A 23,953-nucleotide genomic window follows, 5' to 3' on the forward strand; every position below is an offset into this window, starting at 1 on the left:
GAAAACAATGAGAGAAAAAGATGATCAAAGTAATTAGTTTTAAAATCTGTCCATTTGTTCAACGTGTAACAGCTTTACTGGAAGCGAAGAATATTGCCTATGATATTGAGTACATCAGCCTGAAAGATAAGCCGCAATGGTTTCTTGATTTGTCTCCTAATGGACAGGTGCCTGTTCTGGTCACCGAAAATGGTACTGCGTTATTTGAGTCAGAAGCCATCGTTGAGTATATCAATGAGGTTTATGGTTTGCTTGAGAGCGATGTGTCGCCAGAACAGCGAGCAATCGATCGGGCATGGAGTTACCAGGGTGCGAAGCAGTATCTTGTTCAGTGCGGCGCAATGAGAAGCCCGGATTGTGAAACCCTGGCAGAAAGATCGGCTAACCTCAGCAAAGCTTTTGCAAAGGCAGAGAAAGTATTCGGTGACGGCCCATACTTTAAAGGTGAATCACTGAGCAATGTTGATATTGCCTGGCTGCCTTTACTTCATCGTGCTGACATTATTGAGAAGCATACCAAGTATGATTTTCTGTCTGATTTTCCGAAAGTGAAGGCATGGCAGCAGGCGTTAATGGCAACAGGATTGGCAGAGCGTTCTGTATCTGCTGATTTTGAAGATGTGTTTAGCGGTTTCTACCTGTCTGAAGCGACTTATCTCGGCAACAGTGACGAAGGTTTGGGTAACCGTGGCGAAAGTTGCAGTAGCCAGTCTGCTTCACGTTGTAGCAGTAGCAGCTGTTGTTGATATCGGAAGGAAATACGATATTCGATTGTAATTATATTATTTTGCATCGTATTGCGTTAAAACACTGAGTGCTCAGGCTATCCGTACGTCCTGATTGACCGGTATGGATAGCCTTTCTTTTAACTGCTTCGCTGGATTTCGTTTTTGATAATCTCCAGTCCGGTTTTAAGTTCATTGCGGCTTGATGGTCCTGTCAGGGATATCCTGATTGCGGCAGGAGCCGGATAACGTCCCACGGTAAACATTTCGGCCTCTCTTACCACAACGCCTTTGTCACTTAGTTGCTTGCTGAAGCTGTATCCGGTCAAAGGCACCGGCAGCTTCAGCCAACAGTTGAATCCCGGAACAGTTGCCGGATTGGGCTGGTGGAAATACTGATTAAAAAGTCGATGACGGGCTTTCAGTTCCATTGCAATTTCATTATCGACAGCCTCCATCGCCCCGTTTCTCAGCCAGCGACAAACCAGATCTGTCATTAGCGGGCTGATATTCATACAACTGGCACGAAGGGCTTTCTCTATGGTGTTTTTAAAGTGTAGGGGCATGACGATATAGCCGACCCGAAGCCCTCCAGCAAAGTACTTGGAAAAGCTGCCGACATAAAAGGTAATATCCGGCGCTATAGTGACAATCGGCGTAGTACGGTTTTCTGGCGGGCAGTAAAGTACATCATCCTCAATAATCATTACCTTGTAACGTCGGCAGATTTCAATCACCTTCAGGCGGCGACTGTCGTTGAGCTGAATACCGGTCGGGTTTTGGATTGCCGGTGTCAGGTAAAGCAGCCGTGGTTTGTGTCTTTTGCAGTGCAGCTCCAGATCGTCAGGATCAATACCCTGGTCATCCATTCGGACTGGCACCAGTTTGCGTTCGGAATGCTGGCAAGTGCGGATAAATTCAGTATAGGTCAGCCCTTCAACAAGAATGGTATCGCTCGGGCGGGTCAGGGCTTGAATTATGGTTGTCAGACTGTGCTGGCCGCCGTATGTCCAGAGCAGCCGACGGTTGTCTATTTCGCTCCGCATCTTTTTGCTTAGCCATTGCTGAAGGATTTGGTTATGGCCCAGCAAACCATCGGCACTGTAATAATCAAGCACGGCTTTCTGAGCGACCGGTTCAAGAGACAGTTCTTGCAATGCGGTTGAGAGATGGTGTTGTTGGCTGAGGAGTAGCGGACGGCAGACCGCAAGATCAATACCGCTACGGGTGGTGATGGGATTGTAGAAGCTCTGCTGTTCAGCCTCACGATCTTTCACATAGGTACCACTGCCGACTTTAGGTTCTGTTAATCCCCGGCGTTCAAGCTCCTGATAAGCTCGAGTAATGGTGCCGACAGTAACCCCTAGCCGGTAAGACAAAATGCGTTGTGGAGGTAGTTTGGAATTAGCTTTCAGCTCGCTACTTTCGATGGCTTCAGCCAGTGCATCGGCCAAAGCCTGAAATTTAGGCCCCGGCCGGCCGGAGATGTCGGGAATAAACATTGTCACCTTTGTATGGGGTACATTTTGTTCTTGATTAAAGAATAAATAAGGGAGAGGCAGAAGGAAACAGAAGAATTGTCATGGTGACGAATAAACAATAGGTGTTGGTCGTTTCCCATGGTTACGCTGTGTTGGAAACAGGTATCAGCATTTCAGGGAATCAGGATGAAAACAGTATGGGATTTAATGCCAGCAATGAGTTTGTTTGCTTTTATTACCGCAATAACACCGGGGCCGAATAACTTTCTGCTGGCCAGTTCCGGCGCTCAGTTTGGTATAAGGCAGTCTTTGAAGCATCTTGTCGGGATTCGCTTCGGTATTGTTTGCCTGCTTCTGTTTTGTGCTGGTGGACTGGCGGTGGCTCTGGAGCAGCATCCCGTAGTTTATAAGTCACTTCGTTATGCTGGTTTGGGCTATATGCTTTGGCTGGTGGCAAAACTGATTTTTCTCAGTGGCATGTCTGGTTCAAAGAGCAGGGGAGCGCCGCTTTCGTTTTTGCAAGCAATTGTTTTCCAGCTTGGTAATATCAAGGCGTGGATGGCAAGCCTGGCTTTGGTCACCAGTTATAGTGTGCCGGAGCAATATTGGTTATCTGTGTTGAATATTGTTGTGGTGTTTACGGTGTTCGGCTTCTTTGCGAACAGTTGCTGGGCATGCTTGGGAAGCTGGATTAAAGCTCATTTAAACACGGCTGAAAAGCAGCGGATGTTTAATTTATGCTTGGGTGCCCTGACGTTGCTTTCATTGATTCCGGCATTTGAAGTGTAAGATCTTTTAATAAAAAACCGCTGACTGTTCAGCGGTTTTTATGCAAGGGCGGTTTGTTTCAGTGTTACTGTTTGTGCGCTTACTGCAACTTAAATTTGCTTACCAGAGCACTTAGCTGGGAGTTCGCAGCAGACAGGTTTTGCGTGCTGTCGACAGTCGCCTGGCTGTTTTGAGTCAGTTCGAAAACCATCTCGCGAATGTTGCTCATGTTACGGCTGATTTCTTCAGTCACAGAGCTTTGCTCTTCTGAGGCTGTAGCGATTTGAGAGCTCAGATCGTTGATTTCAACAATTGAGCTGGTCATTGCATCCAGGCTGTCAGACACTTTTGCCGTGCTTTCTGCTGTGCTTTCACAGCTGGTCTTTGTTACTTCCATAGCAGCTACAGCACTTGAGGCATCATCACGTAGTTTTGCCAGGATCTCGTTGATCTCAGCGGTACTGGTCTGGGTGCGAGCTGCCAGTGAACGGACTTCATCAGCAACAACTGCAAAGCCTCGGCCTTGTTCGCCGGCACGGGCTGCTTCAATCGCTGCATTCAGTGCCAGCAGGTTGGTTTGCTCGGCAATTTCACCAATCACGCCCAGCACGCTAACGATTTGCTGTGTGCTCTCGTTCATGGTGTTAATGCTGGTAGAAGCCGTGCTGACTTCATCAACCAGAGCAATAACGCTGCTAGATGCCTCAGAAACGATAGTCTTTGATGACATTGCTTCGTCGTTGGCTTTTTGAGTGTTAGATGCTGTATCTGTCGCACTCTGGGCAACGGTTTCTGCGGTCGAGCTCATTTCAGTAATGGCGGTGACAACCTGATCAGTTTCTGATGCGTGGTTAGCCAGTGCCTGATTGTTTCGTTCAGACTGCTGGTTAAGCTCTTTGATGCCTTCTGTGATATGAGTTGAAGCCTGAGAGATCTCCAAAATCATGGACTGAAGGTACTTGATGAAGTTGTTGACTGAATTACCGATATCACCCAGTTCGTCGTCTGAAGTGACATCAATACGAGAAGTCAGGTCAGCTTCGCCGGTTGAAAGGGTATCGATACGTTCTTTCAGGATCACCAGACGCTTAATAATTACATTCAGAATGGCTACAGCAATGATCACTGCCAGAATTAGCAGAATTGCGGTAATAGTGATGCTCATGTTGACATTTTCATCAAAGATTTCCTGAGTAGCGTCAGTCAGACCTTTCTGAATAGTCAGGATGTCACTTTCATAAGCGCCAGTCGCAATGGTCCACCCCCACTCAGGGAATACCTTTTTGGCGTAGACCATTTTGTTTTCTGTTTGTTTGGTTGTTGGGTTTTCAAATGCAATTTTGACGAAAACATCTGATTTGCCCTGAATCTGATTAGCAATCAGAGATGTCGTTGAAGGAATGACAGTACCGATAATTTCTTTTTTCGGGTGAGCCAGGATTTTTCCATCTTTATCCTGTACCCAGAAGTAACCGTTCTGACCATATTTACTGGAGCTGATGGTGTCTAGTGCAGCCTGAAGTTTGCTCTGCTTCAGGGTACTGATGTATTCACCGGTAGCAATAACGAGATTGAGTGGTTCAAAGTAGACAGATGCGGTGATCTTTGCTTCAACTTTGTTGGTAGTAGGGTTAAGGAAGTAATATTGGCTGAAGCCAATTTCATTATTTTTAGCAGCATTAACGATATCGCGGGCGTAGTAGTTACCTTTTTTATCGGTTTTGTCATAAGAACTGGTACCGATAATGGCGGTATTAACACCGTTAGCAACGTTAACAATGGTTTCTGCATCATATGCAAGGATATAGCGACCATTGTCCCAGCGATACTCATTAATAAAAGCGTTAATGTTGTTTTTGGCATCATATACAGAATTGCTATTCTGATACATATGCTTAATTGTATTACGAAATGTTGTGATCTCTGTGCCTAGATCTTTTTTAATATTTTCCAGCTTTGATTGCTCGTAATAACCCGTAATGGAGCGGCTGACTGTGTCAACCTGACCCATTAAATTGTCATTCATTAATGTAGCAACCTGGCGCTTTACATTATTACTTTCAACTTCCAGGACGTTTTTTTCTGTATTTAATTGACTTGCAATAAAAAATCCCCCCAGAACGAGTAGGGGAATACACAAGAGTGCAGTTAGTTTCGTCTTTATTGTTAACTTCATGGCCTTCAAATCCCTGAATAATAAGGGGTGCAATATTTAATGAGTGTCGTTGCTTATGTTTTGGGTATGGTGAAACAGACTAATTATAAAATGCTCAATTCGCGCAAATCCAGATTTTAAATGATACATGTTGCGGAAATAATGTGATCTTGCTCTAAAGAAATGCTTAATGGAAATACCGTTTGTATTATAAATATATTGTTCAGCAATGCATTGTCTATTATTTGTTATTTTCATACTGATATTAATCTGTAGTAATTCTTCATATTCGCCTTTATTGTGTCTTATTTGCTTCATGTAAATTAACAGTATTCTGCGGTACGATTTTATGAAATTAGTTGATTCACCTCGTGCATTTATCGTGAAACATAACTTTTATATGTTATTTTTATTAATTGCGGTGAAACTATAACCAAGTTGACTGCTTTAACCTTGCTTTTTATCTCGTCTTAATTAGAATTCTCGCCCTTCTATGGTGGAAGACTATGCGAACTTTTTGCATACATAGCCAATAAGAACAATCAAAGGCGTGTAGTTATTAATATTGAGTTGTTATGAGTTGCTTTAGGGTATGAGTGACATACAGCTTTAAGCTTTTCTTCCCTATAAAGTTATATCCATTATTAAAGGGTCTGAATAAATGAACTCGCTTGGGTTTAAAAAAACAATAATAATATCTGTTGCATTATTAGTAGCGGCAAGCCTACTTGCTTCTAATTGGCTTGCTTATCTTTCATTGAAAGAAAGTACGATTAATGCAGTGAATGATAAATCAATGTCGACTATGTCTTATGAAGCAGACAGAATCGAAACCTGGTTCAGTAATAAGGCTAACTCTGTTCAGTCTGTTGCTGATAATTACGATCCGAACTTGACTCCGGAGAGTTTTGTTAAGCTGGCGAAATTAACGGCTGAGGGCTCTGGATTCAGTTATGTTGTTTTCGGGCTGGATGACGGCCGTGCTTTCATGAATGAAAGCGATGATGTCTGGATTAACGGTATTGCAGATACAGATAAATACGACCCTCGTGTGCGTCCTTGGTATAAGCAGGGAATGACGGCTAACAGCTTGGCTCTAGCAGACATTTATACCGACTCTGGAACAGGTGAGCAGCTTATCTCGCTTGTGAAACGTGTAAGTAACGGGGTAATTCTTGGGGATATTGAGCTGTCGATTCTTTCTGAAACCGTCCAGAATGTGAACTTTCCCGGTGCTGTGACCTCGATTGTAGACGAGTCGGGAATGGCGCTGGCATCCAACTCTCCAGCCCTGAAGGTTGGTGTTCGTCTGGATAGTCTGGGCATGGCGAATGTGTGGCAGGCTGTGGCTGCAAATCATGATCTGACGATGCCTTATACACTGAATGGTGTAAACAAGGTGGCTTTTTCCCGTGAAATTAGACTGGTTAACGGTAAGCGTTGGTATCTGTTTATCGGTGTCGATGAGTCAGTTGCTTATTCTGAAGTGGATAAGGCGCTGACAAATGCTATTTTCACCTCGTTGCTGATGTTAGCTGTTGGGATCGTATTGGTTGTGGCTATGCTGAACTTCCTGTACCGCCCGATCTTGTCATTGAAAGAAATGGTGACGGATTTATCTCAGGGGAATGGTGACCTTACCCGTCGTTTGCCTGTGACCAGTGATGATGATCTTGGTCAGATTTCACAGGGAATAAATATCTTTATTGCGAACCTGCAAACAATGATGCGTGATGTTTCTCAGGCTTCACAACATATCTCTCACAGTGTTGATGAGCTTAAAAAACAGACTGAAGTTAATCATCAGGTACTCATTGCTCATACCTCTGAAACCGATCAGGTTGTTGCTGCAGTGGAAGAAATGAGTGCGACCGCTAGCGATGTGGCAAGTAATGCGGCAGAGGCATCTGAGTTTACACATAAGACAAACTCGCAGGTTGTTGAATCTAAAGACGTGGTCACACAGGCGACAACCACGGTTTCGCAGTTGGTTGATGAAGTAGGAAAAACATCCGACAGCATTACTGCTATTGAAAAAGACACCCAGGAAATCACCAATGTTCTGAAAGTGATTGGTGAAATCGCTGAGCAGACTAACCTGCTGGCATTAAACGCTGCGATTGAAGCTGCCCGTGCCGGTGAGCAAGGCCGAGGTTTTGCGGTTGTTGCTGACGAAGTACGTGCTCTTGCGGCCAGAACACAGGAAAGTACTGGTGAAATTGAGCAGACTCTGAGCAATCTCCGTAACGGTTCTAATGACGCGATTACAGCAATGGATACGACGAAATCGACGTGTGAGAAGTCTGCTGAAACGACATCCCTTGTAGCTCGCGATCTTGATACCATCTCAGAATCGGTCAACCATATGAATGACCTTAATACTCAAATTGCGACAGCTGCAGAGCAGCAAAGCTCTGTTGCCGGAGAAATTACCCAGAATATGAATGAGATACGAGGCATTGTGAGTCAATTATCTCAAAATGAAGAAGCGACACTGAATGAAACACTAAGCCTTGCGGCGGCAAACAGTCAGCTGATATCAGTGGTGGGTAAGTTTAAACTGTAATATTAACAATATGTTATAAGGCCTGATGTCACATTTTCCTGTGGTGTCGGGCCTTTTTTATATCAACAATTGTATTCCTATCAGTAAATTTAGGTGTGTAAGCTGTTTATGTTTAGAGAATAATATTTAAAACAATACCTTATTAATATAATAAAAAATGTGAGTCTGATTCTGAAATCTCTTATTTATAGTAGTGTTATTCGTGTTTTGAGTCGCTCTTCCTTTTTAAGAAACTTGTAATTGTACCAAGCCTAGCGGCGATGTATTATGCAGGTCTGTTAAATGGCGACGGTTTAACAGTACGAGATAAATGATTTGTCCAGAAATTACCTACCCTGCATTATTTACGTAATTTCTTGATAAATAATAATTAAAAGAGATTTATTGCTATATGAATATAAAACAGCTATCGATAAAAACCAAACTCCTTTTTCTGGTTTTTCTCATTTCTTTCATTTTCATTTTTTCCTCACTATTTATAAAGTCAGCAAACAATCGAGTAGCCAGTAATTTTAATCAGTTTTATAGCCACACTTTTTCTGCGACTATCTCTTTTGAAAATATTAAAAGCCTGCAAACTGATATTATGTTGAATGTCAGAGGCTTACAGATTTCTTATCTGTTGAATTTAACCAATCAGGTTGATGGTTATATTACGAACATTGATCGTTCAACAAAGAAAACGCCAGAGTTGATGACTAAGCTGAGACGCGAGTTTGATGGTGACATGGCACTGGTCGAAAAGCTGGAGCGTCAAATTCGGACTTTTCAGGATAAGACCAATGCCTTTGTAAAAGCGATGCAGGCCAGCGAGAATCACAAAGCTCCGTTTCCTGTGTTTGCCGCATTTCGTGATTCTTACACCGAGCTGGATAAGCAATTCAAAGAGCTGACAGAAATAAATAAGCAGGCGGCTGATTTTTCGTATAAAGATGCGACTGATGCTATCGATAATGCCACCTGGATGTACTATATCTCAATGGTCATTGCCCTTGCTGTAGCCGGCATCGTTGCTGTCTGGTTCTCGAATAAAATGATCCGCAACATCAATAAGGTAAAAGATGCAGCAAATGACCTTGCGAAAGGCAAGCTGACGACCCATTGTGATGTTGAAGGTGGTGATGAGATTGCGCAGCTTAGCGATGCCCTGAACATCACCATCAAGAACTTGAACAAGACTCTGGCGGCAATCAGCAGTTCAACCACGGTTGTAACGAATAACAGCCAGACATTGCTTGAAGCAAATAATCATATCCAAAGTGTTGCGACAGAGGTTTCTGATAATACAGTTCAGGCTGCGACAGCAATTGAAGAGCTGACTATCACTAGTAAAGATATCGCTAATAATACTTCTGAAACCGCGCATACTTCTGACAGCATGACTGCACTGGCTCATAAAGGTATTGAATCATCTCATGAAACTAAAGATGCGGTGATGGGGCTGGTGAGCAACCTTGATAAGGCTTCGGCTGTAGTGGGGCAACTTCGCGATGAGTCCAGCCGGATCGAAAGTATTCTTGATGTGATCCGTGGCATTTCTGAGCAGACTAACCTGCTGGCATTGAATGCAGCCATTGAAGCCGCGCGTGCTGGCGAGCAGGGTCGCGGTTTTGCCGTTGTTGCTGATGAGGTTCGTAGCCTGGCTCAGCGATCTCAGTCTTCAGTGAATGAAATTGAGACCATGCTGACTCAACTGAGTTCTGCCTGTGAGCATGCGGTGAGTATGATGGCTGAGAGTACTGAAATTGCGACGTCTGCAGAAGGCAGGGTTGTTGAAAGTAATGAGATGATCGAAGAGATCCTGGCGATGATCCAGCAAGTAAATGCTCAGACTCAGCAAATCGCAACGGCAGCGGAAGAGCAGAGCTCGGTAGCCGCTGAAATCAGTACCAATATGCATGTGGTACAGGATCTGTCTAACAGAGCTGCCCAGATTTCTTCAGATACCGTTGCCAGCAGTAACGAGATGAATCATGTCAGCCAGCAGGTAGAAGAGCAGGTGCGTTTCTTCGAACTGCGATGATGATTTGTTGCTGAATAAATTAGTTATAAAAAGCCCCGGCATTGCTAGCCGGGGCTTTTTCATTTCATATTACTGTCTAACAGCAGAATCGATATTTAATGATTCAGTAAATCATCATCCAGTGTTGCTTTCGTGTTATACACTGGCAGGTTTTCCAGGCTTTGCTTCTGGTACAGATATTGTTTTAGCATCTGAACTTTCTTAGCCGGATCCTGATAGTCAGTCAGAGCAACAGCATTGAGTGCTACCTTTGACAGATCTTTTCCTGCCTTTTCGGCGTTATATAAGGCGTCCATGTCCTTGGTGAACAGAATCATATCCTGAGCATAGGCGTTGTCCGGCGCTGCATAATAGGTTTTTCCATTGTTGCGAACATAGCTTAGGGTATTTTGTTGCCAGCCCGGCTCGCTCCGCATTGTGATGGAGCGGGCAAATGCTTCGTCTTTCTGGTTAACCATATTGCCGGCTGAATGTTTCACCATTGCAGTTAGAATTGCCTTGTTTAGCGGAACCTGTTCGTACTTTGGCAAACCGTAGTAATCACGAATTGAGTAACTGCCATAAAGAGGCATGCGCTCAATTTTCTGATCCCATGACCATGCAGTAAAGTCACCTTTAACCTGATAGTAGTTGCCTTCAGCATCTCGGAACGGATAGCTTGATGACCCACTTCCTTTGATGATGGTATCAAGGACAGCTTGCTTCGTGTTATAGATGCGAGGTGTGCCATTAATTACTTTCACTGTTGGCAAATCAAACAGAGCCATAGTTGAACGCTCTGTCGAGTTTCTCATTCCGATACGGTCAACCAGTGTGGCAGCTGCGGCCAATCGATCTGGCCAGTGGCCGATATAGTCGATGTAATTGCTATAGTTGTTAACCGGTGCCGGGCGAGGTGCACTGCCGCTGTTTAGATACTTACCGCTTTCGCCGGTGACAACCAGATTCGGATCTGATTGTGCAAGGGTTTTGATAACGCCTTTATCAAAGCAGGATTCCGGAACATGGTTGATCGGGAAGTTGTCACGATATTTATACTCGCCAATGATTTTAGCCAGGCTGCGGTAGCTGTAAGTTTCGTCTGCTTTATTTTTCAGTTCACAAGTGTGTTCAGGGGTCAGCAATATATCGACTAACTTATCGCGAACACTGTCTACAGCTTTTGGTGAGCCACAGAACATTTCATAACTGAACTCAGTTACCTTGCTGTCATCATTGCAGTAGGGATCAGCTTGATACGCATATAGCCGCATCAAATCATCCTGAAAATTAGCAGACATGAATTCTCTCCAGCGATCGAAGTTCTGAATGCTGTTGCGCCAATCCATAAAGGTTGAAATTCTGCTGTTAGCGTAAGACATGATGGTATCTTCGCTGAAGTTCTTTTTCATGCCACGGGTAGTACGCTGATAGTATTCATCATCGTATTGTTCCTGTTTGAATGCAGCAATTTCCCCACGGTTCCGACCTTCATCATGTCGGTTACAGTCTTCATTCAGAGAAACATTTTCGTCAGTACAGAACTTGAATTCCCTTAGTTTTACACCATTGGCAAGTTTTTGGTTCAGCCCTTTGATAACACCGTCATAAATGTCATCTGAAAGTTGAGGACTGTCGCTCAACACTTCATTTCTCAACTTTTCATCCAGTTGTGAAACGTCGAGATAGTTCGATTGCACGCCTGATTTAGCGTCACCAGATCCCGCTGTGTTATCTGTTGTGCTACTTGCTGTTTGGTTAGTTTCTACTTTACGAGAATAGCCAAAGCGCAGTGCCGCCAGGTCATACGGACCGTAAACCGGCAGGGCATTCAGCATGGACGGGTTATAGTCCATGATAGAAGAGTAACCCGGAACTGTTTTCAGGCCATGAGCTGCCAATTCACTTTCTTTAAAGTAGTTACTTTCATCATTACTACCTTTAAAGTTATGGCGAAGACCCAGGTTATGCCCAAGTTCATGAACCAGAGTTTTCGTGTAATAGGCTCCGGCAAGGAATTTACTGAGTTTAGCTTTTTGGCTCTCAGGTAGTTCATCCCATTTTTTAAGGTAACCCGGTTCACCTATTTTACTTTCATCACGCCATAGTGTTTTATCTCTGTAGTCGAACGTAATGTCACCTACACGGGTTGGTAATGTTTTGAGCGTTGCACCGGCACGAAGATTATTTACTGAATACATATTGTTTTCAGACCAAAGACGTGCTTCCAGGTCGCGCAGTGCCGCTAGTTGTTTCACCGTTGGCTGGTTACTGTCAATTTGAGACAGCTCTTCGCCATAGGCTTTAATTGCCTGTTCTTTGGTTTCCTGAGCCATTTGCATTGAGCTGAGCTGCTCTTCCAGCGTCGGGTTTATCTCAATGGGTGAAGCTGCAATATTCAGCTCATTGCTTGTGGTTTCTGAACCGGTTACATTTGCTTCAGTGTTTATTTTAGGAGCTGATATTTTCTCTGCAATTCGTCCCTGGTTGTAGTCCGTAGCGATTCGGTTCCAAAGTCTGTCTGCGATGGAGCGCAAAACGCCGGCATATTGGTTAACGTGGGCGTGGACAATTTCCCCTGTTAGCGGGTTAACTGCCGTCGGACCATATCCGGCCAGTCCGTTGTCTAGAGGCTCATCAATTAAGTTGATAACGTTATAACGTAAATCGCCCGGTTGCTTGCCTGATGGCTCAATCAGCCTGATTGGCGGTACTCCAACACGTTTCAGTTGAGGGTTAATTTTGGCGATCACTTCTTTCGTTATTTGTTTGAAGAAAAGGGTATCTTCATTCAGGTTGAAGCTGTCTGATAAGTGATAGTCGAGAGATTTCAGCTTCGGATTGAATCGGTGCAGGTATTCAAAAGACTGATCAAATTGTCCGCCGACATAAGCCACATCAGGTCTGCCTCGCTTATTGGCAAAGAAGCCGAATGTATCTTCATCACCTCTCTGGTAAACAATTGGTTCATAGGCATCGGATTTACCTGTACTTAGTGATGGTGAGCGAACAAGATCAAGCGGTACCAGGGAATAGAACCGAGAGACGGTGAATGACAGGTCTTCCATATCTAGATTGGAATCACCTAAAGCATCGAACAGACATTTTTCGTCATTCGTAATTGAATACTCTTGTTCAATTTCAAAGTTGATTACGCCGTCTTTGGTAACTTCATAGCCTTTCCAGTTTGATTTTGGATCTTTGGCAAGGTGCGGATCACCGGATTTGGTATAACAGGATGACTGGAAATCGTCCCAGCTTTTTTCGTGAATGGTGGCATTGACGAAGTCGGGCACAAAAAATTTACGTTCCTGCCAGGACACTTCGTTATTATCAACTTCTTCTTCTTTGTTGGTGCAATCGCCGTAATCGTCTTCTTCACACTGGTAATCAACGAAATCGCCGGGAATGCTGAGAATCGGACGCTGGTTGCTTTGAACGTCTGTCCAGCGACCAAGCTCTTTATGATCGATTTCATCCTGGCTGATCACATCCGGGCTTAGCATTCTGATTTGTAGCTCGCCGCTCTCGCTGCTGTCTGTATTGCCCGCGAACTGTAACGTCACCAGTTTTTCCTGGCCTTGAGTAAATGGTGCCATACTTACGGCATAGTCCGGAGCTTTTGCCATTGATGGCATATACAGATAAACCTGATCGGTTTTGATCTGACTTTTCTGGATTAGTGCACTTGGCTTTTCTAGTGTGTCATAAGCCTGATTGTCAGCACCACAACCTGCTAGTGCGGTGGTGATGGCGGTAACCAGAGCCAGTTTATTAAATACGTTGTTGTGTTCCATTCTTATTATTTGTCCTTAAAAAGTGAAGCTAACACTCGCGTTGAAAACGGCTTTATCTGCATCAAATAAATCGAGATCGCCTAATGTGCCTCGCTCGGCATCGGTATAGAATCCAGATGAGGAGGCTCCGAGTTCACCTGAAATAACATTTGTAAATTGGTATGAAATGTAGGCTGATGCTCCGTAGTCAAAAGTATTGCGTCGTGTTCCCTGATAACTCACGGTATTAGCGCCAAGGAATGAAATACCGGTTGCCAGTTTTTCCCACGAATAATCTGCTGCCAGATACAGGCTGTAGATCCATTCTGTTAGTGAACGGCCTCCTGCTGTTTTATAACGGTGAAAGTTCTTTCTGAGTCTCGGAGACAGTGATAAATCGGCACCCCACAGTTCAATACTGACCGGAACAGATATCCGTACTGCTGTTATGAGATCATCATCCTGCGATGCTTCAGACGTTGGAAGAGTTAACTGACCTCCAAGACCAATTTGTCCTGTTTCGCCAAAGGAATAAATCGAGTCATGGCTTAATCCAATGATTGAGTCATTCCAAAAATCACCTGTTTTATCTTCTAATGCTCGGTAAGCGCTGGTCGCAAAATATAATTTGTACTTGTCGTCAATTTTATAATTGAGTGACATATCCCATGATAAATTACGTTCTGAACGATAGTCGTTTTTATCATAAAGATTTGAGTCATACCCAAAAGTTAAACTGCCACTAAGATCAGATAAAAAGCATTCTGAACGGGTGGTTTCTTCTTTTGTATTCGTACTTTCTATATTTTCATTAGCTATTGCTGATATGGATGCTAACGAAGAAATAGCGAGCGCAATTAACCGAACACGAGCTGCTACAGTGTTCTGCATTAATTTTCCTGTAAATGTAATTCAACTCTGTTGCCAGTTGCAACTGAGGGCTTTAATATTTTTGTTTAATTTAATCAGTGTCTTATCTTTGGTTTTGTTAGGTGCTCTTCGTTGTTCTCCTTGGTTAAAGGTACAATAATCCCGGACCATAAAAGATTAACCGAACTGAAGTTGACTATGTGCATTTAGCAATAGTAAATACAAGCCAACATTAATTAACGGTTTGCTTGTTAATGGTATTGTTGATGATTGTTTGTGAATAAATAAAAGAAGTCTGGTTCTTAAAGGTTATCCCGATAAGACTATTATTGTTGTTCAGTTATTTGTGCCTTTCACATTATCCACTTTATTAAAGTGGTGAGTGATTAAGGTGAGTTATAAAGCATGTTCTCATAAATCCTTTTATGTTTCGTCCTACAATTAAGTATTGAATATAAATCCAAGTGAATTAAAAAATCAACAATATATAATGATTTTATGGAATAAATTTTAAGGATAATATTTCAGGTAATTTATTTTATACAAACCTGACAGTAGGAATTAAGAATATATGTCTGAATAGACAACATATTGCAGAGTTATTTTTTAGAGTTAATGCTCAATTCGTGATTAATGCATAGCGCTTTGTTGCTTATTCTTTTTGTTGGTTATTGATAGCTATTCTCATTTGTTGTGAGCAGTGGTGTTTGAGTCAGGCGCTGATGATGGCGGATTTTACGGATGAAAGTAACGAAAGAAACATTATTGCAGTGGAAACTAAGCTACCCACAAACAAACCATGAGTTGGCAGCGGCGGTAATGTAGGCCAGTCGGTGCCACTCTACTTCTTCCAATACCGGGGCTGTTCGAATATCGCCTCTCAATTTAGTGGTTGCGGCGACTTTCACCATTCCGTTGCCGACACTGTGAACCGTTCCCCGATAGGTGTAACCAATATTAGTATCTTCAGGTCGGTTATAGAGGCAGACTACAGCGCCGATTTGGGTGTAGATATATTCACTCTCTTCGTTCCAGAATTCTGTTGCCACTGGCTCCTTAGGAGCATCGTAGAGGTGTCCGTGTGTTGAGTCAGGTACAACTAATCTGCGGTTGGAAGAGTAGGGCTGATAGCCCAGAATCTGAGCTGCTTCAAACCACTGATCCCGGCTTGCTTCAGTATTTTCTATGACTTTCAGAGTGACAAAAGGGCCATCCAGACATAAATCTGCCCATAATTCAGTCCTTGAAATTTTGGCATAGAACAAAGGGTATTCTTGTACTGTATTGGCATCATCAACACACCATGTTCCTGTTTGTTGGTGGATTAGTTGGCCATGGTTAGCATCACAGACCCTTTTAGCCAGAAGATCGAACTCTTCTATATCAGCGGCTGCACTCTGTGTGTTTTTTGCGCAATAACGGTAGGTAAATGAGAAGGCGCTTTTAGGGTAGAAAAGGCCTTTATCGACAATTGCACCGTTAATGCGAGTGTCATTAAGGCTAATAAAGCCTTTGGCTGAATCGTGGAAGCGGTAAGTGTGCATGTTGTAATCTGAGTCTGAAAATGAACTGCAGCCTGTCAGCACAATGGCTGTGATTGTTGTTGACAGTATTGATGAGATATTTAGTCGGGCAGTCAAGATTTGCTGGACAGACATACGCAACACACCTGTAACCGTGATAATAAATATTTTTAATTATATAAGCTCAGAGTATGGCAGCTTTTGGGAATTCAGGGAGTGTGATCACCGAGCAATAAACCATGATATCGATAAGGTAATATATGCCATCAATTTTATATTTGGCGGTTTATTATGTTAAAAAACAGACTGTTAATGTTGTCTTCTGTTGCAATTTTTTCTTATCCGGCGATGTCTGCAAGCTTCAATGATTTGGCCGAACTGAGTTCGAGTGACTATCAGGTCATTGATTGCCGTTCCAGTAATCATTACAACGGTTGGCCGGAAGCAGACAAGAGTCGTGGAGGCCATTATCCGGGCGCGTTCAATATTGATGCTGATTGGCTGGATTCACTCAATACAGACGATTTTGCCACTTTGCTTGATAAGCATGGTATTCAAATGGATAAGAGCACTTTTCTGTATTGCGAAGCCGATAAAGCACAGCAGCTGCAACAGAGATTGGCTCAGGCGGGAATGAAGAATATCGGGCTCATCGAAGAGGATGTAACCGCCTATAAAGGCGAACTTGAAGCATTGGAAAACTATCAGCAACTGGTTCCTGCATCATGGTTGAAGCAACTGGTTGACGGTCAGGAAGTCAGTTTTTCACCGGATAAAGGCTATGCAATTGTGGAAGTGGCATATGGTCCGCCGACAAAATATCTGGTCTCACATATCCCTTCTGCTCAGTACCTCAATACCAACGATATCGAATCAGAACCATTGTGGAATAAGGTTGATGATAAAAAGCTGGCAGAAACGATCAGAAACCTGGGTATTCGCTTTGATACAACCGTAATTTTGTATGGCCGAGATAATATTCCGGCAGCTCGCGCAGCTAATATTCTGATGTACGCAGGGGTTAAGGATGTGCGGTTACTCAATGGCGGCTGGACTGCCTGGGTTGATGCTGGCTATCAGACAGAACCGATGCGCAACCATGCTGAACCGGTTGATTTTGGTAAACAGATTCCGGCAAATCCTCAGTACATCATTGATGTGCCGGAAGCGAGAGATATTCTGGCTGATCCTGAGCATAAATCACTGGTGAGTATCCGTACCTGGGATGAGTATATCGGTAAGATCAGCGGTTATACCTACATCAAGCCGAAAGGTCGGATTGTCGGTTCTAAATGGGGGCATGCTGGTTCTGACTCATTGCACCTGGAGGATTTTCGAAATCCGGATCAGACTATGGTCAGCCCAAGTGTCATGATGCGTTATTGGCAGCCATGGGGAATCAATAAAGATCAGAAAGTCTCTTTCTACTGCGGTACCGGATGGCGAGCTTCTGAAACTTTCTTCTACACCTATGTGATGGGCTGGAAAGACATCAGTGTGTTTGATGGTGGCTGGTATGAATGGAGCGGTGATCCTGCCAATCCGACTGCCACTGGTGAGCCGAAGAAAAACATTTAACTCATTCAAGCGAAAAGATAACTGGAAGGAGCGCAAAGCGCTCCTTTTTTCGTATTGCTCAAAAATGGATTAGCTATTGAGAGAGCTGCCAACTGATGGCTGAGCGTTCCATGGCCTGCATCAGGACCAGCAGTTGGGCGAAGGCTTGTGCCGAGTCGGTATTATTGTTTGCGTCAGCGGTTAGCTGTTGGCTAAGGGGAAGAACTTCGACAAGACCCAATAGTTCAGCATCCCGCTGCCAGCGTTTTAGCTGGGTGCGGATTGATGGTGTCAGGTTGTCGGTTCCCTGCAGGCAAATAATTTGGGCGATTTGGTGCCACTGGCTGAAAAAGGTGCTGAGATTATGGTTGTGCATGGCTTTTTGCCTTTGTATTGAAGTTCGTTGCAGTGAATATATCCAATACATGGAATCCCACCGCTGATACGCTGGGCGCCCAACGCCCGAATAAGAGTTTGGGGCCCTTGTATCCTGCGTTCCTTTGGCTATTTGTGCCAAGGGTCACGGCGAGCGTTTGACCGCATAGGGTCTCTACGGTGCAGCTGCCGTATGCTTGGTGTGAGTGCCAAGTTATTGTCATATCGCTGTCAGTGAGCATCCAGCCTAATGCATCGGTCAGTGGGTCGAAAAAAGGCTGACTGTACTGGTTTCCCAGTCGTTGCCACTGTGCATGGACCGACAAGGACGGGTCGTTCACCAAATTGTCCCAACTGATAGTTTGCGGGGTTGAAAGCAGGCGGTCTATTTTCAACGACTGGTTATCGCTCACTTGGCCCTTAAAATCGACACTTTGCAAGGTCAGTTCAGGTAGGGAAACTGTCTGATTGTCTGCCGTGATCATCCGTTGTCCCTTGAGTGCGGCACGGTGGTCCCAACTGCGATCCATATGGGCTTTGCGACCTTCACTAATGCAGTACCAGCGAGCGGCTTGTCGTTCATACAGGTAGAAACGGTAGCCTCTGGCATCGTCTTCGTTATGCCAGTATTCAGCGCTGACAGCCATGACATCCTGTAAGGTGACAGGGGTATATTGCCTTTTGTGTCGACCTGCCAGTTGGTAAAGGGGGAGCTGGCTTGGTGCGGCCTGAATTGCTCGCAGATAAAGCAGCAACTGTCCAATTTGTTCAAGGGCAATATCAGCCGTTGCGGTGAGATGCCGTTTGGTCACACCATCAAGGGTTCGCAGCAGTTTTTCCAGCAAGGTGGCGATTTTCGGTAGGTCGTGCTGACCCAGTTCGGTAACGAAGCTCTCTCCTTGCGTTAGCTGGATCGGTAAGACGTTCTTCAGTCCATAGCCCAGTATTTGGTTGAGCCAGTGTTCGACCTCCTTAATTTTCTCTTGCTGAGGCTCTTTTAATTGTGTTTGTTGTTGCTCAGAAGGCAAGGTGAAACGTGATTCCAGCACCGATAGTCCTATTATTGCCAAGGCTTGGTGTTGGCAACGAGTTTCCTGACAGGAGCAAACGAGGCGGCTCCAGTCAACTTGGGCGGGCAAATATACTTGATAGGTTTTTTTGCCAATCTGGCAGTCGATCAGTGCGTGATCGGGATGAGTACTCAGTTTTATGGTTGCGCCTTTATGCCAGCTTGTCAGTGCTTTCTGGCTTTTGGTCTTGCCAAAAATAGCTTCCAGCTCTGCATAGTTTTCGACAAGCCATGGGGCTATTTCGAATGCTACGGGGCTTGCTGCGGGTTGCGATGCAGGCAGGGATTGCAGAGCAAGTATAAAGGCTATTTTATGGCTGCAAGGCTCAAGGGCTCCGCAATCGCATTGTAAGGCAGTCAGTTCGGGTGTTGCCAGAGTGATCTGAAAACTATCAATGTGGCCGCTAATTGTATTTTCTTCGATCTGCCATTGAGTGATATCTGCATTGGTCGCTTGCTTTTTAGCACGGCGGAGCAGGCCTCGGTTGGTCCAGGTCAGTAGGAATTCATCGGTAATTTGTTGGGTCCAGGCTAGCAGCGTCATTTTTTTATCACCTCGGCAATCCATTGACTCAAATTTTCCGGTGTCATTGATGCGATGGGCATACCTTTCACGAGCAAATGTTCGGTTACATGGTTGTTGTACTGGGCATTGCCCTGTTGATCCAATGCTGTCAGGCCGAGGAGGGTAATGCCATCTTGCTGCATCTTGTCGACAGTTTGATAGAGTGGCTGTGGCGATCCGCCTTCGGCAAAGTCGCTGACAAGGACAACGATAGAACGTTGCGGGTGCTCGATTTGGCTGTGGGTAAAGGCAAGTGCACTACCGATGTCTGTTCCGCCACCCATCTGCACGTTTAGCAGGACATTGAGTGGTGAATCGGCCTGTTCGGTAAAATCGACAACCCGGGTATCGAAGAGGTAGAGCCGGATGTTGAGCATCGGCAAGCGGCAGAATATCGCAGCAATTACTGAAGCGTGGATCAGGGCGCTGAGCATTGACCCGCTCTGATCTATCACCAGATAGATATCCCACGGAATCTGGTTGTGTTGAGTCTGGTAGAAAAATGGTCTTTCCAGAATAAACGTGTCGTCTTCCGGCTGGTAATGCTTCAAATTGCGCGTTATCGTGCGTTGCCAGTCGGTATAGGGCATGGGACGAGCCTGTGTCAGCGGGATCCGTTGGCGGCTGAACATGCTGCGAACCGGCTGTGATAACACTTGTTCAAGCTCTTCACATACAGTGCTGATAATACGCTCGATCTCTGGCGACAGGCTTTCTGGTAGTTTGTCCTTGAAGGCCAGTAAGGTTTGTAGCAGTGCCATATCCGGCTTTTGTTGACGCAGTAGTTCTTCGTCCATCAGCAATTCAGTCAAACCGTAATGGTCTAATCCGTGACGCTGCAAGATATCGGCCGTTGCTTTCGGGAAGGCTCGGCGCACTTTGTGCAGCCAATCGACCGGGCAGGGCGAGCCGGAGTGTCTTCCGCCGATGTGGTGCCATGGCACCCTTGCCTGATACTCCCTGTCATAAAGCTCATCCAGACATTCATCTCTGCGCATGTCGTCTTCGCCGAGTGTCTGTGGAAATCGGTTACCGAGGATCAGACGCCAGCGGCGGGAAAGTTCGTGATTATTCATAGTCGATCCCCCAAAACTCTAAACCTTGTAGTGCGTGCTGTCTGATTTGTTGCATCAATGCAATGTCACAGGCGTCGGGTTGTCTTTCAGATGCGATCTGAACGGGATTTTGCTGGCAAAGTTCACTAATTTTCGCAAAAGCATCGTAATTGAGTTGCAGGAATCCCCGTCGCATGGCTGGCAGAACTTGCAGGAATAGCGTTTCGTCGCACGAGGTTAGAAATTGATCTAATTGTTGTTTCAGGTTGGCTTGCTGGTATAGCAAATAGTCAGCTGCGATGGCGATACCATAGCAAAAATCACCCAAAGCATCTGGCTCTCGGTGGCACTGTTCGATGACGGTTTGCAGAGCGTCGCCCAGAATCGGACTGTTATCTGCTTGGGATAGTACTGTTGCGATGGCTGCACAAGCACCATGAAGGGCGTGGGTGTACTGGCTGGCTGGGATAGCGATTAATGCATCTTGCAGGTAGCTCGGTTGGCAAATATCGGCACGTTGTTGCGTCAGCTTCAGAAGCTCAGCCAGAAGCGGTAATAGTTCTTTTTCATGGCGCGGATCGACCAGTCTTGGCAGGCGGGCACAGAGCCGAACGAAACTGTGCTGTATTACCTGCTCAAACTCATGCTGGTGGCTGTGAGCAAGCAGCCGGTTGCCCGACAGGCACTGGAAAAGTAATGACAGTGAGGGATAGAGTTGTGTCAGATCCGTTTCGCTGTCGATTTGGCGTTTGACCAGTGTAAGTAACGGCGATAACCAGTTTGGCATGCCCATTTGCAGGGCCGCGAGCAGTAACGTGACGCTCTGGTAGCTTGTTATATCGCTGCGGTTAAGTCGCTGGCGGAGGGTATTGTGGATCACTTCTTCTATCGTGCTACCAAGGTGACTCTGTTCGACAAGAGCACTTTCGGTTTCCGGGCTGAATCGGATTAACCATTGTTCCCGTACCCGCTGTAATTCAGATTGGTCAGCGAAATTAGGGCCACCCAATTGTGTCGCGTAGGGAACACTCAGGAACGCCAACTGGTGCAAAAAATGTGATTGCCGAAGGTGGTTGGCCTGTCGGTAGATAGCTAGTTCCTTGCGGGTTTCACCGTCGATCAGCTGTGAAGGTAGCTTCAATTGGCTACTGCGTTCACGAAAATCGATGACAATCGGCGCAGTTGGTAAATTTTTGGCAAGGCTTCCTGCTTTTGACTCAGTAAAGAACTCATCAATCCAGGCATGGAATGCGTGTTGGGTTTCTTTGATAAAAGTCAGTTGCGCAGCTTCGATGAATTCGCTTCGTCCCGGGGCAATATCACGCAGCTGTGCCAGTTGTTCAGCGGCCACAACCAAGTCTACGCATTGCGGCATGGCAACGTTGTGGCCTTTGCTGGTAAGGAAGCTCATTAGTTCAGTGGCCAGTTCAGTGTGAACATGACGGGTTAGAGTCCCGAGCTTTTTGAGTGGAGCCGTTTTCAGCTTTTTCCACCAGTGCGCATAGTAACCACTGTGGCTGAGGCTGGCTCCATAATGGCGGTGACTTAGCCGTGACAGCGGATAAGGGACTAGGTGGCAGCCGGATCGCTGGTCGCGTTCTGGCTCAAGATTAAGAGGTTGTTCCTGCTGGAGGAAATGCCAAATTCCCTGACAGTGGAATGCGCCACATACGACCAGAACTTTTTGTCCGGCGGCGAGGCATGGCGCGATACGGCTTGCCATGTACTGTTCGCGCAGCAGGGTATGTGGCTCGGCATCGGTTTGGTGCTGACGCATCTGGCTGCCAAACAACTGCATTTGTTCGAAGAAGGATTCAGCTGAAGCAGAGTATTGATGCTCAAAGTAGCGGTCCCACCATTGGTCAAATGACTCACAACGACTTTGGGCAAGCAATGCCTCGATATAGGTTTGGCTGAAAGTAGCTTCGCTATCGTAGAGCAGCGGATCTGTGTTTGAAATTTCCTCGTCTTCGTCTTCACCCAACTGTATAGGCCAGTGGGTATATGGTAGATCGATAAACTGGCAGGGTATGTTGTGTAGTTTCCCTGCTTGCAGGGCATTCCATTCGGGTGACATTGGGGCGAACGGGATAAAACCACGTCGAGCTTGGGTGTCTTTGGCGATGCTGTACATGTACGCGGCCACGGGCGGTTTTGTCTCGCTGGATTGCAAGTAGGCGATTAGCGACTGCGCATCGGCAGGGGTTTCAATCAAAATCACATCGGGCTTGTGCCGTTTGATCAGTCGAAGCAACTGCCAGCTACAGATTGGACTATGGTGACGAACCGGTGCCCAGATCAGGCTGGGGTTGCCGTTGAGTGCCTCCAAAGCCATTTTGTTAGCGTCCGGCATCTTGGCTGCCTTCGAGGAATGAACACCACAGCGGATCATTGCTACGCTTGCGTTTGATTACACGCAGATAATCATGCAGGCAGGCTTCGTCTTTGTGGTTGTCTTTGATCACGGCACCTTGCAGGTAGGTGGCAAGGTGAGCTGGGGTGATGGCTTGTTCACCGAAGTAATGACATTGCATTGCGGCATGGTAGGCGAGATTGATAGCCTCCGGCACAGACAACAAGGTTGATGGCGACTCAATGGCGATACCGGCAACCGTGCCAGCTTTGAGTTCGTCGAACACGGTCACCAACAGGGTCGCGGTATCTTGATCCAGGCGCAGACCGATGTCGTCATATTGCAGCCTGTCGTTGACTTGGCTTAGTACCAGTTCAATACGGTCCTTGCGCTGTGCCAGCGGTTTTAGTGTCTCGAAGTTGAAACGGCGCTTGAGGGCAGAGGAAATTTGGTTTACACCGCGGTCATTGAGGTTGGCTGTGGCGATGATGTTGAATCCCGGTTGCGACAGCAGGTAGTTCTGCTCATGCTGGATTTCGGGAATATGCAAAATACGGTCAGAAAGAACCGGGATCAGGCTGTCCTGCACTTCAGTCGGGCAGCGGGTGAGTTCTTCGAAGCGCATGATGGCTCCGTTCTTCATCGCTTGGTAGAGCGGACCCGGTACCATGGCATCAAGCGTCGGCCCTGATTTTAACAGGGCGGCATAGTTCCAGCTGTAGCGGATATTTTCCTCAAACAAGCCGGCACTGCCTTGTACCGTGAGGGTGCTGTTACCGCAGATTGCTGCTGTCAGTAACTCAGAAAGCAAGGATTTGGCCGTACCGGGTTCGCCGACCAGTAACAGGCCTTGCTGTCCCAGCAGGGTAACAATGGCGCGTTCGACGGCACTATCGTTACCGTAGATCTTGCGGGTAATGGCTTGGCCCGCAATCGACTGTTCACTGCCAAGAATGAAGGTGCGAACCATTTTCGGGCTTAACTGCCAGCCTGCGGGTTTGGCAAAAGTATCGGCTTCGCGAAGGGCGTTAAGTTGGTTCTGGTATTGCTGCTCTGCGGGCAGGCGCTGTACGTTCATGATATTGCTCTATGCAATACAGGCAAAGCGGAAAT

15 protein-coding genes are annotated in these 23,953 nt (G+C 45.7%); 5 read left to right on the forward strand and 10 right to left on the reverse strand.

What is annotated here, in order from left to right:
- The first annotated feature begins 20 nt into the window (after nt 1-20).
- Nucleotides 21-746, forward strand: a complete 726-nt coding sequence (locus AACQ93_RS18850; RefSeq protein ID WP_064607733.1) for a glutathione S-transferase family protein — start codon at nt 21-23, stop codon at nt 744-746.
- Nucleotides 747-865: 119 nt separating this feature from the next.
- Here AACQ93_RS18850 and AACQ93_RS18855 read toward each other — a convergent pair whose 3' ends face one another.
- Complete coding sequence (locus AACQ93_RS18855) at nt 866-2,227, reverse strand: aminotransferase-like domain-containing protein (protein WP_064607735.1); 1,362 nt, start codon at nt 2,225-2,227, stop codon at nt 866-868.
- A 165-nt stretch (nt 2,228-2,392) separates the two neighbouring features.
- On the opposite strand from AACQ93_RS18855, the gene AACQ93_RS18860 reads away from it, so the two are divergent.
- Nucleotides 2,393-2,995 carry a LysE family translocator gene (locus AACQ93_RS18860; protein ID WP_064607736.1) on the forward strand — a complete coding sequence of 201 codons (603 nt, stop codon included), beginning with the start codon at nt 2,393-2,395 and terminating at the stop codon, nt 2,993-2,995.
- A gap of 79 nt (nt 2,996-3,074) precedes the next feature.
- Here AACQ93_RS18860 and AACQ93_RS18865 read toward each other — a convergent pair whose 3' ends face one another.
- Nucleotides 3,075-5,150, reverse strand: a complete 2,076-nt coding sequence (locus AACQ93_RS18865; protein ID WP_064607737.1) for a methyl-accepting chemotaxis protein — start codon at nt 5,148-5,150, stop codon at nt 3,075-3,077.
- Nucleotides 5,151-5,925: 775 nt separating this feature from the next.
- Here AACQ93_RS18865 and AACQ93_RS18870 point away from each other — a divergent pair.
- Complete coding sequence (locus AACQ93_RS18870) at nt 5,926-7,695, forward strand: methyl-accepting chemotaxis protein (RefSeq protein WP_232323359.1); 1,770 nt, start codon at nt 5,926-5,928, stop codon at nt 7,693-7,695.
- Nucleotides 7,696-8,086: 391 nt separating this feature from the next.
- Complete coding sequence (locus tag AACQ93_RS18875; protein ID WP_064607739.1) at nt 8,087-9,718, forward strand: methyl-accepting chemotaxis protein; 1,632 nt, start codon at nt 8,087-8,089, stop codon at nt 9,716-9,718.
- A gap of 95 nt (nt 9,719-9,813) precedes the next feature.
- Here AACQ93_RS18875 and AACQ93_RS18880 read toward each other — a convergent pair whose 3' ends face one another.
- From AACQ93_RS18880 to AACQ93_RS18890, 3 genes are all read right to left on the reverse strand, one after another.
- Nucleotides 9,814-13,494, reverse strand: coding sequence for a zinc-dependent metalloprotease (locus AACQ93_RS18880; RefSeq protein WP_064607741.1), 3,681 nt, complete (start codon nt 13,492-13,494; stop codon nt 9,814-9,816).
- Nucleotides 13,495-13,509: 15 nt separating this feature from the next.
- A complete protein-coding gene (locus AACQ93_RS18885; protein ID WP_064607743.1) occupies nt 13,510-14,364 on the reverse strand; it encodes a hypothetical protein in 855 nt (284 codons plus the stop codon).
- 761 nt (nt 14,365-15,125) lie between these two features.
- The gene (locus AACQ93_RS18890; protein WP_064607744.1) at nt 15,126-16,001 is read right to left on the reverse strand and encodes a hypothetical protein; all 876 of its coding nucleotides are present in this window, start codon (nt 15,999-16,001) and stop codon (nt 15,126-15,128) included.
- 156 nt (nt 16,002-16,157) lie between these two features.
- Here AACQ93_RS18890 and AACQ93_RS18895 point away from each other — a divergent pair, with 156 nt between their 5' ends.
- Nucleotides 16,158-17,444: a rhodanese-like domain-containing protein gene (locus tag AACQ93_RS18895; protein ID WP_064607746.1), complete on the forward strand. Its 1,287-nt coding sequence runs from the start codon at nt 16,158-16,160 to the stop codon at nt 17,442-17,444.
- Between the two features lie 73 nt (nt 17,445-17,517).
- Here the strand turns inward: AACQ93_RS18895 and AACQ93_RS18900 are convergent, their stop codons facing one another.
- Genes AACQ93_RS18900 through AACQ93_RS18920 form a run of 5 tightly spaced genes read right to left on the reverse strand, consistent with a single transcriptional unit; the run spans nt 17,518 to nt 23,918 of the window.
- Entirely contained in the window at nt 17,518-17,799 is a 282-nt protein-coding gene (locus AACQ93_RS18900) for a hypothetical protein (RefSeq protein ID WP_064607748.1), read from the reverse strand.
- The gene (locus tag AACQ93_RS18905) at nt 17,786-19,411 is read right to left on the reverse strand and encodes a hypothetical protein (protein ID WP_157097607.1); all 1,626 of its coding nucleotides are present in this window, start codon (nt 19,409-19,411) and stop codon (nt 17,786-17,788) included. Before AACQ93_RS18905 ends, AACQ93_RS18900 begins: the two co-directional genes overlap by 14 nt.
- Complete coding sequence (locus AACQ93_RS18910; RefSeq protein ID WP_064607752.1) at nt 19,408-20,508, reverse strand: VWA domain-containing protein; 1,101 nt, start codon at nt 20,506-20,508, stop codon at nt 19,408-19,410. Before AACQ93_RS18910 ends, AACQ93_RS18905 begins: the two co-directional genes overlap by 4 nt.
- Nucleotides 20,501-22,840, reverse strand: a complete 2,340-nt coding sequence (locus tag AACQ93_RS18915; protein WP_064607754.1) for a DUF5682 family protein — start codon at nt 22,838-22,840, stop codon at nt 20,501-20,503. The genes AACQ93_RS18910 and AACQ93_RS18915 overlap by 8 nt, the downstream gene beginning before the upstream one ends.
- Nucleotides 22,827-23,918, reverse strand: coding sequence for an ATP-binding protein (locus AACQ93_RS18920; RefSeq protein ID WP_064607756.1), 1,092 nt, complete (start codon nt 23,916-23,918; stop codon nt 22,827-22,829). Before AACQ93_RS18920 ends, AACQ93_RS18915 begins: the two co-directional genes overlap by 14 nt.
- Nucleotides 23,919-23,953 lie beyond the last annotated feature (35 nt).

This window comes from Photobacterium sp. J15 (genome assembly GCF_963870815.1).
GTDB classification, from domain to species: domain Bacteria; phylum Pseudomonadota; class Gammaproteobacteria; order Enterobacterales; family Vibrionaceae; genus Photobacterium; species Photobacterium marinum.

Excerpts from the sequence above, each read along its gene's own strand:
- AACQ93_RS18910 (WP_064607752.1), bottom strand. The coding sequence starts at position 20,508 with ATGAATAATCACGAACTTTCCCGCCGCTGGCGTCTGATCCTCGGTAAC.
- AACQ93_RS18875 (WP_064607739.1), top strand. The coding sequence starts at position 8,087 with ATGAATATAAAACAGCTATCGATAAAAACCAAACTCCTTTTTCTGGTT.
- AACQ93_RS18905 (WP_157097607.1), bottom strand. The coding sequence starts at position 19,411 with ATGACGCTGCTAGCCTGGACCCAACAAATTACCGATGAATTCCTACTG.
- AACQ93_RS18915 (WP_064607754.1), bottom strand. The coding sequence starts at position 22,840 with ATGCCGGACGCTAACAAAATGGCTTTGGAGGCACTCAACGGCAACCCC.
- AACQ93_RS18855 (WP_064607735.1), bottom strand. The coding sequence starts at position 2,227 with ATGTTTATTCCCGACATCTCCGGCCGGCCGGGGCCTAAATTTCAGGCT.
- AACQ93_RS18890 (WP_064607744.1), bottom strand. The coding sequence starts at position 16,001 with ATGTCTGTCCAGCAAATCTTGACTGCCCGACTAAATATCTCATCAATA.
- AACQ93_RS18865 (WP_064607737.1), bottom strand. The coding sequence starts at position 5,150 with ATGAAGTTAACAATAAAGACGAAACTAACTGCACTCTTGTGTATTCCC.
- AACQ93_RS18885 (WP_064607743.1), bottom strand. The coding sequence starts at position 14,364 with ATGCAGAACACTGTAGCAGCTCGTGTTCGGTTAATTGCGCTCGCTATT.
- AACQ93_RS18920 (WP_064607756.1), bottom strand. The coding sequence starts at position 23,918 with ATGAACGTACAGCGCCTGCCCGCAGAGCAGCAATACCAGAACCAACTT.
- AACQ93_RS18900 (WP_064607748.1), bottom strand. The coding sequence starts at position 17,799 with ATGCACAACCATAATCTCAGCACCTTTTTCAGCCAGTGGCACCAAATC.
- AACQ93_RS18860 (WP_064607736.1), top strand. The coding sequence starts at position 2,393 with ATGAAAACAGTATGGGATTTAATGCCAGCAATGAGTTTGTTTGCTTTT.
- AACQ93_RS18880 (WP_064607741.1), bottom strand. The coding sequence starts at position 13,494 with ATGGAACACAACAACGTATTTAATAAACTGGCTCTGGTTACCGCCATC.
- AACQ93_RS18895 (WP_064607746.1), top strand. The coding sequence starts at position 16,158 with ATGTTAAAAAACAGACTGTTAATGTTGTCTTCTGTTGCAATTTTTTCT.
- AACQ93_RS18870 (WP_232323359.1), top strand. The coding sequence starts at position 5,926 with ATGTCGACTATGTCTTATGAAGCAGACAGAATCGAAACCTGGTTCAGT.
- AACQ93_RS18850 (WP_064607733.1), top strand. The coding sequence starts at position 21 with ATGATCAAAGTAATTAGTTTTAAAATCTGTCCATTTGTTCAACGTGTA.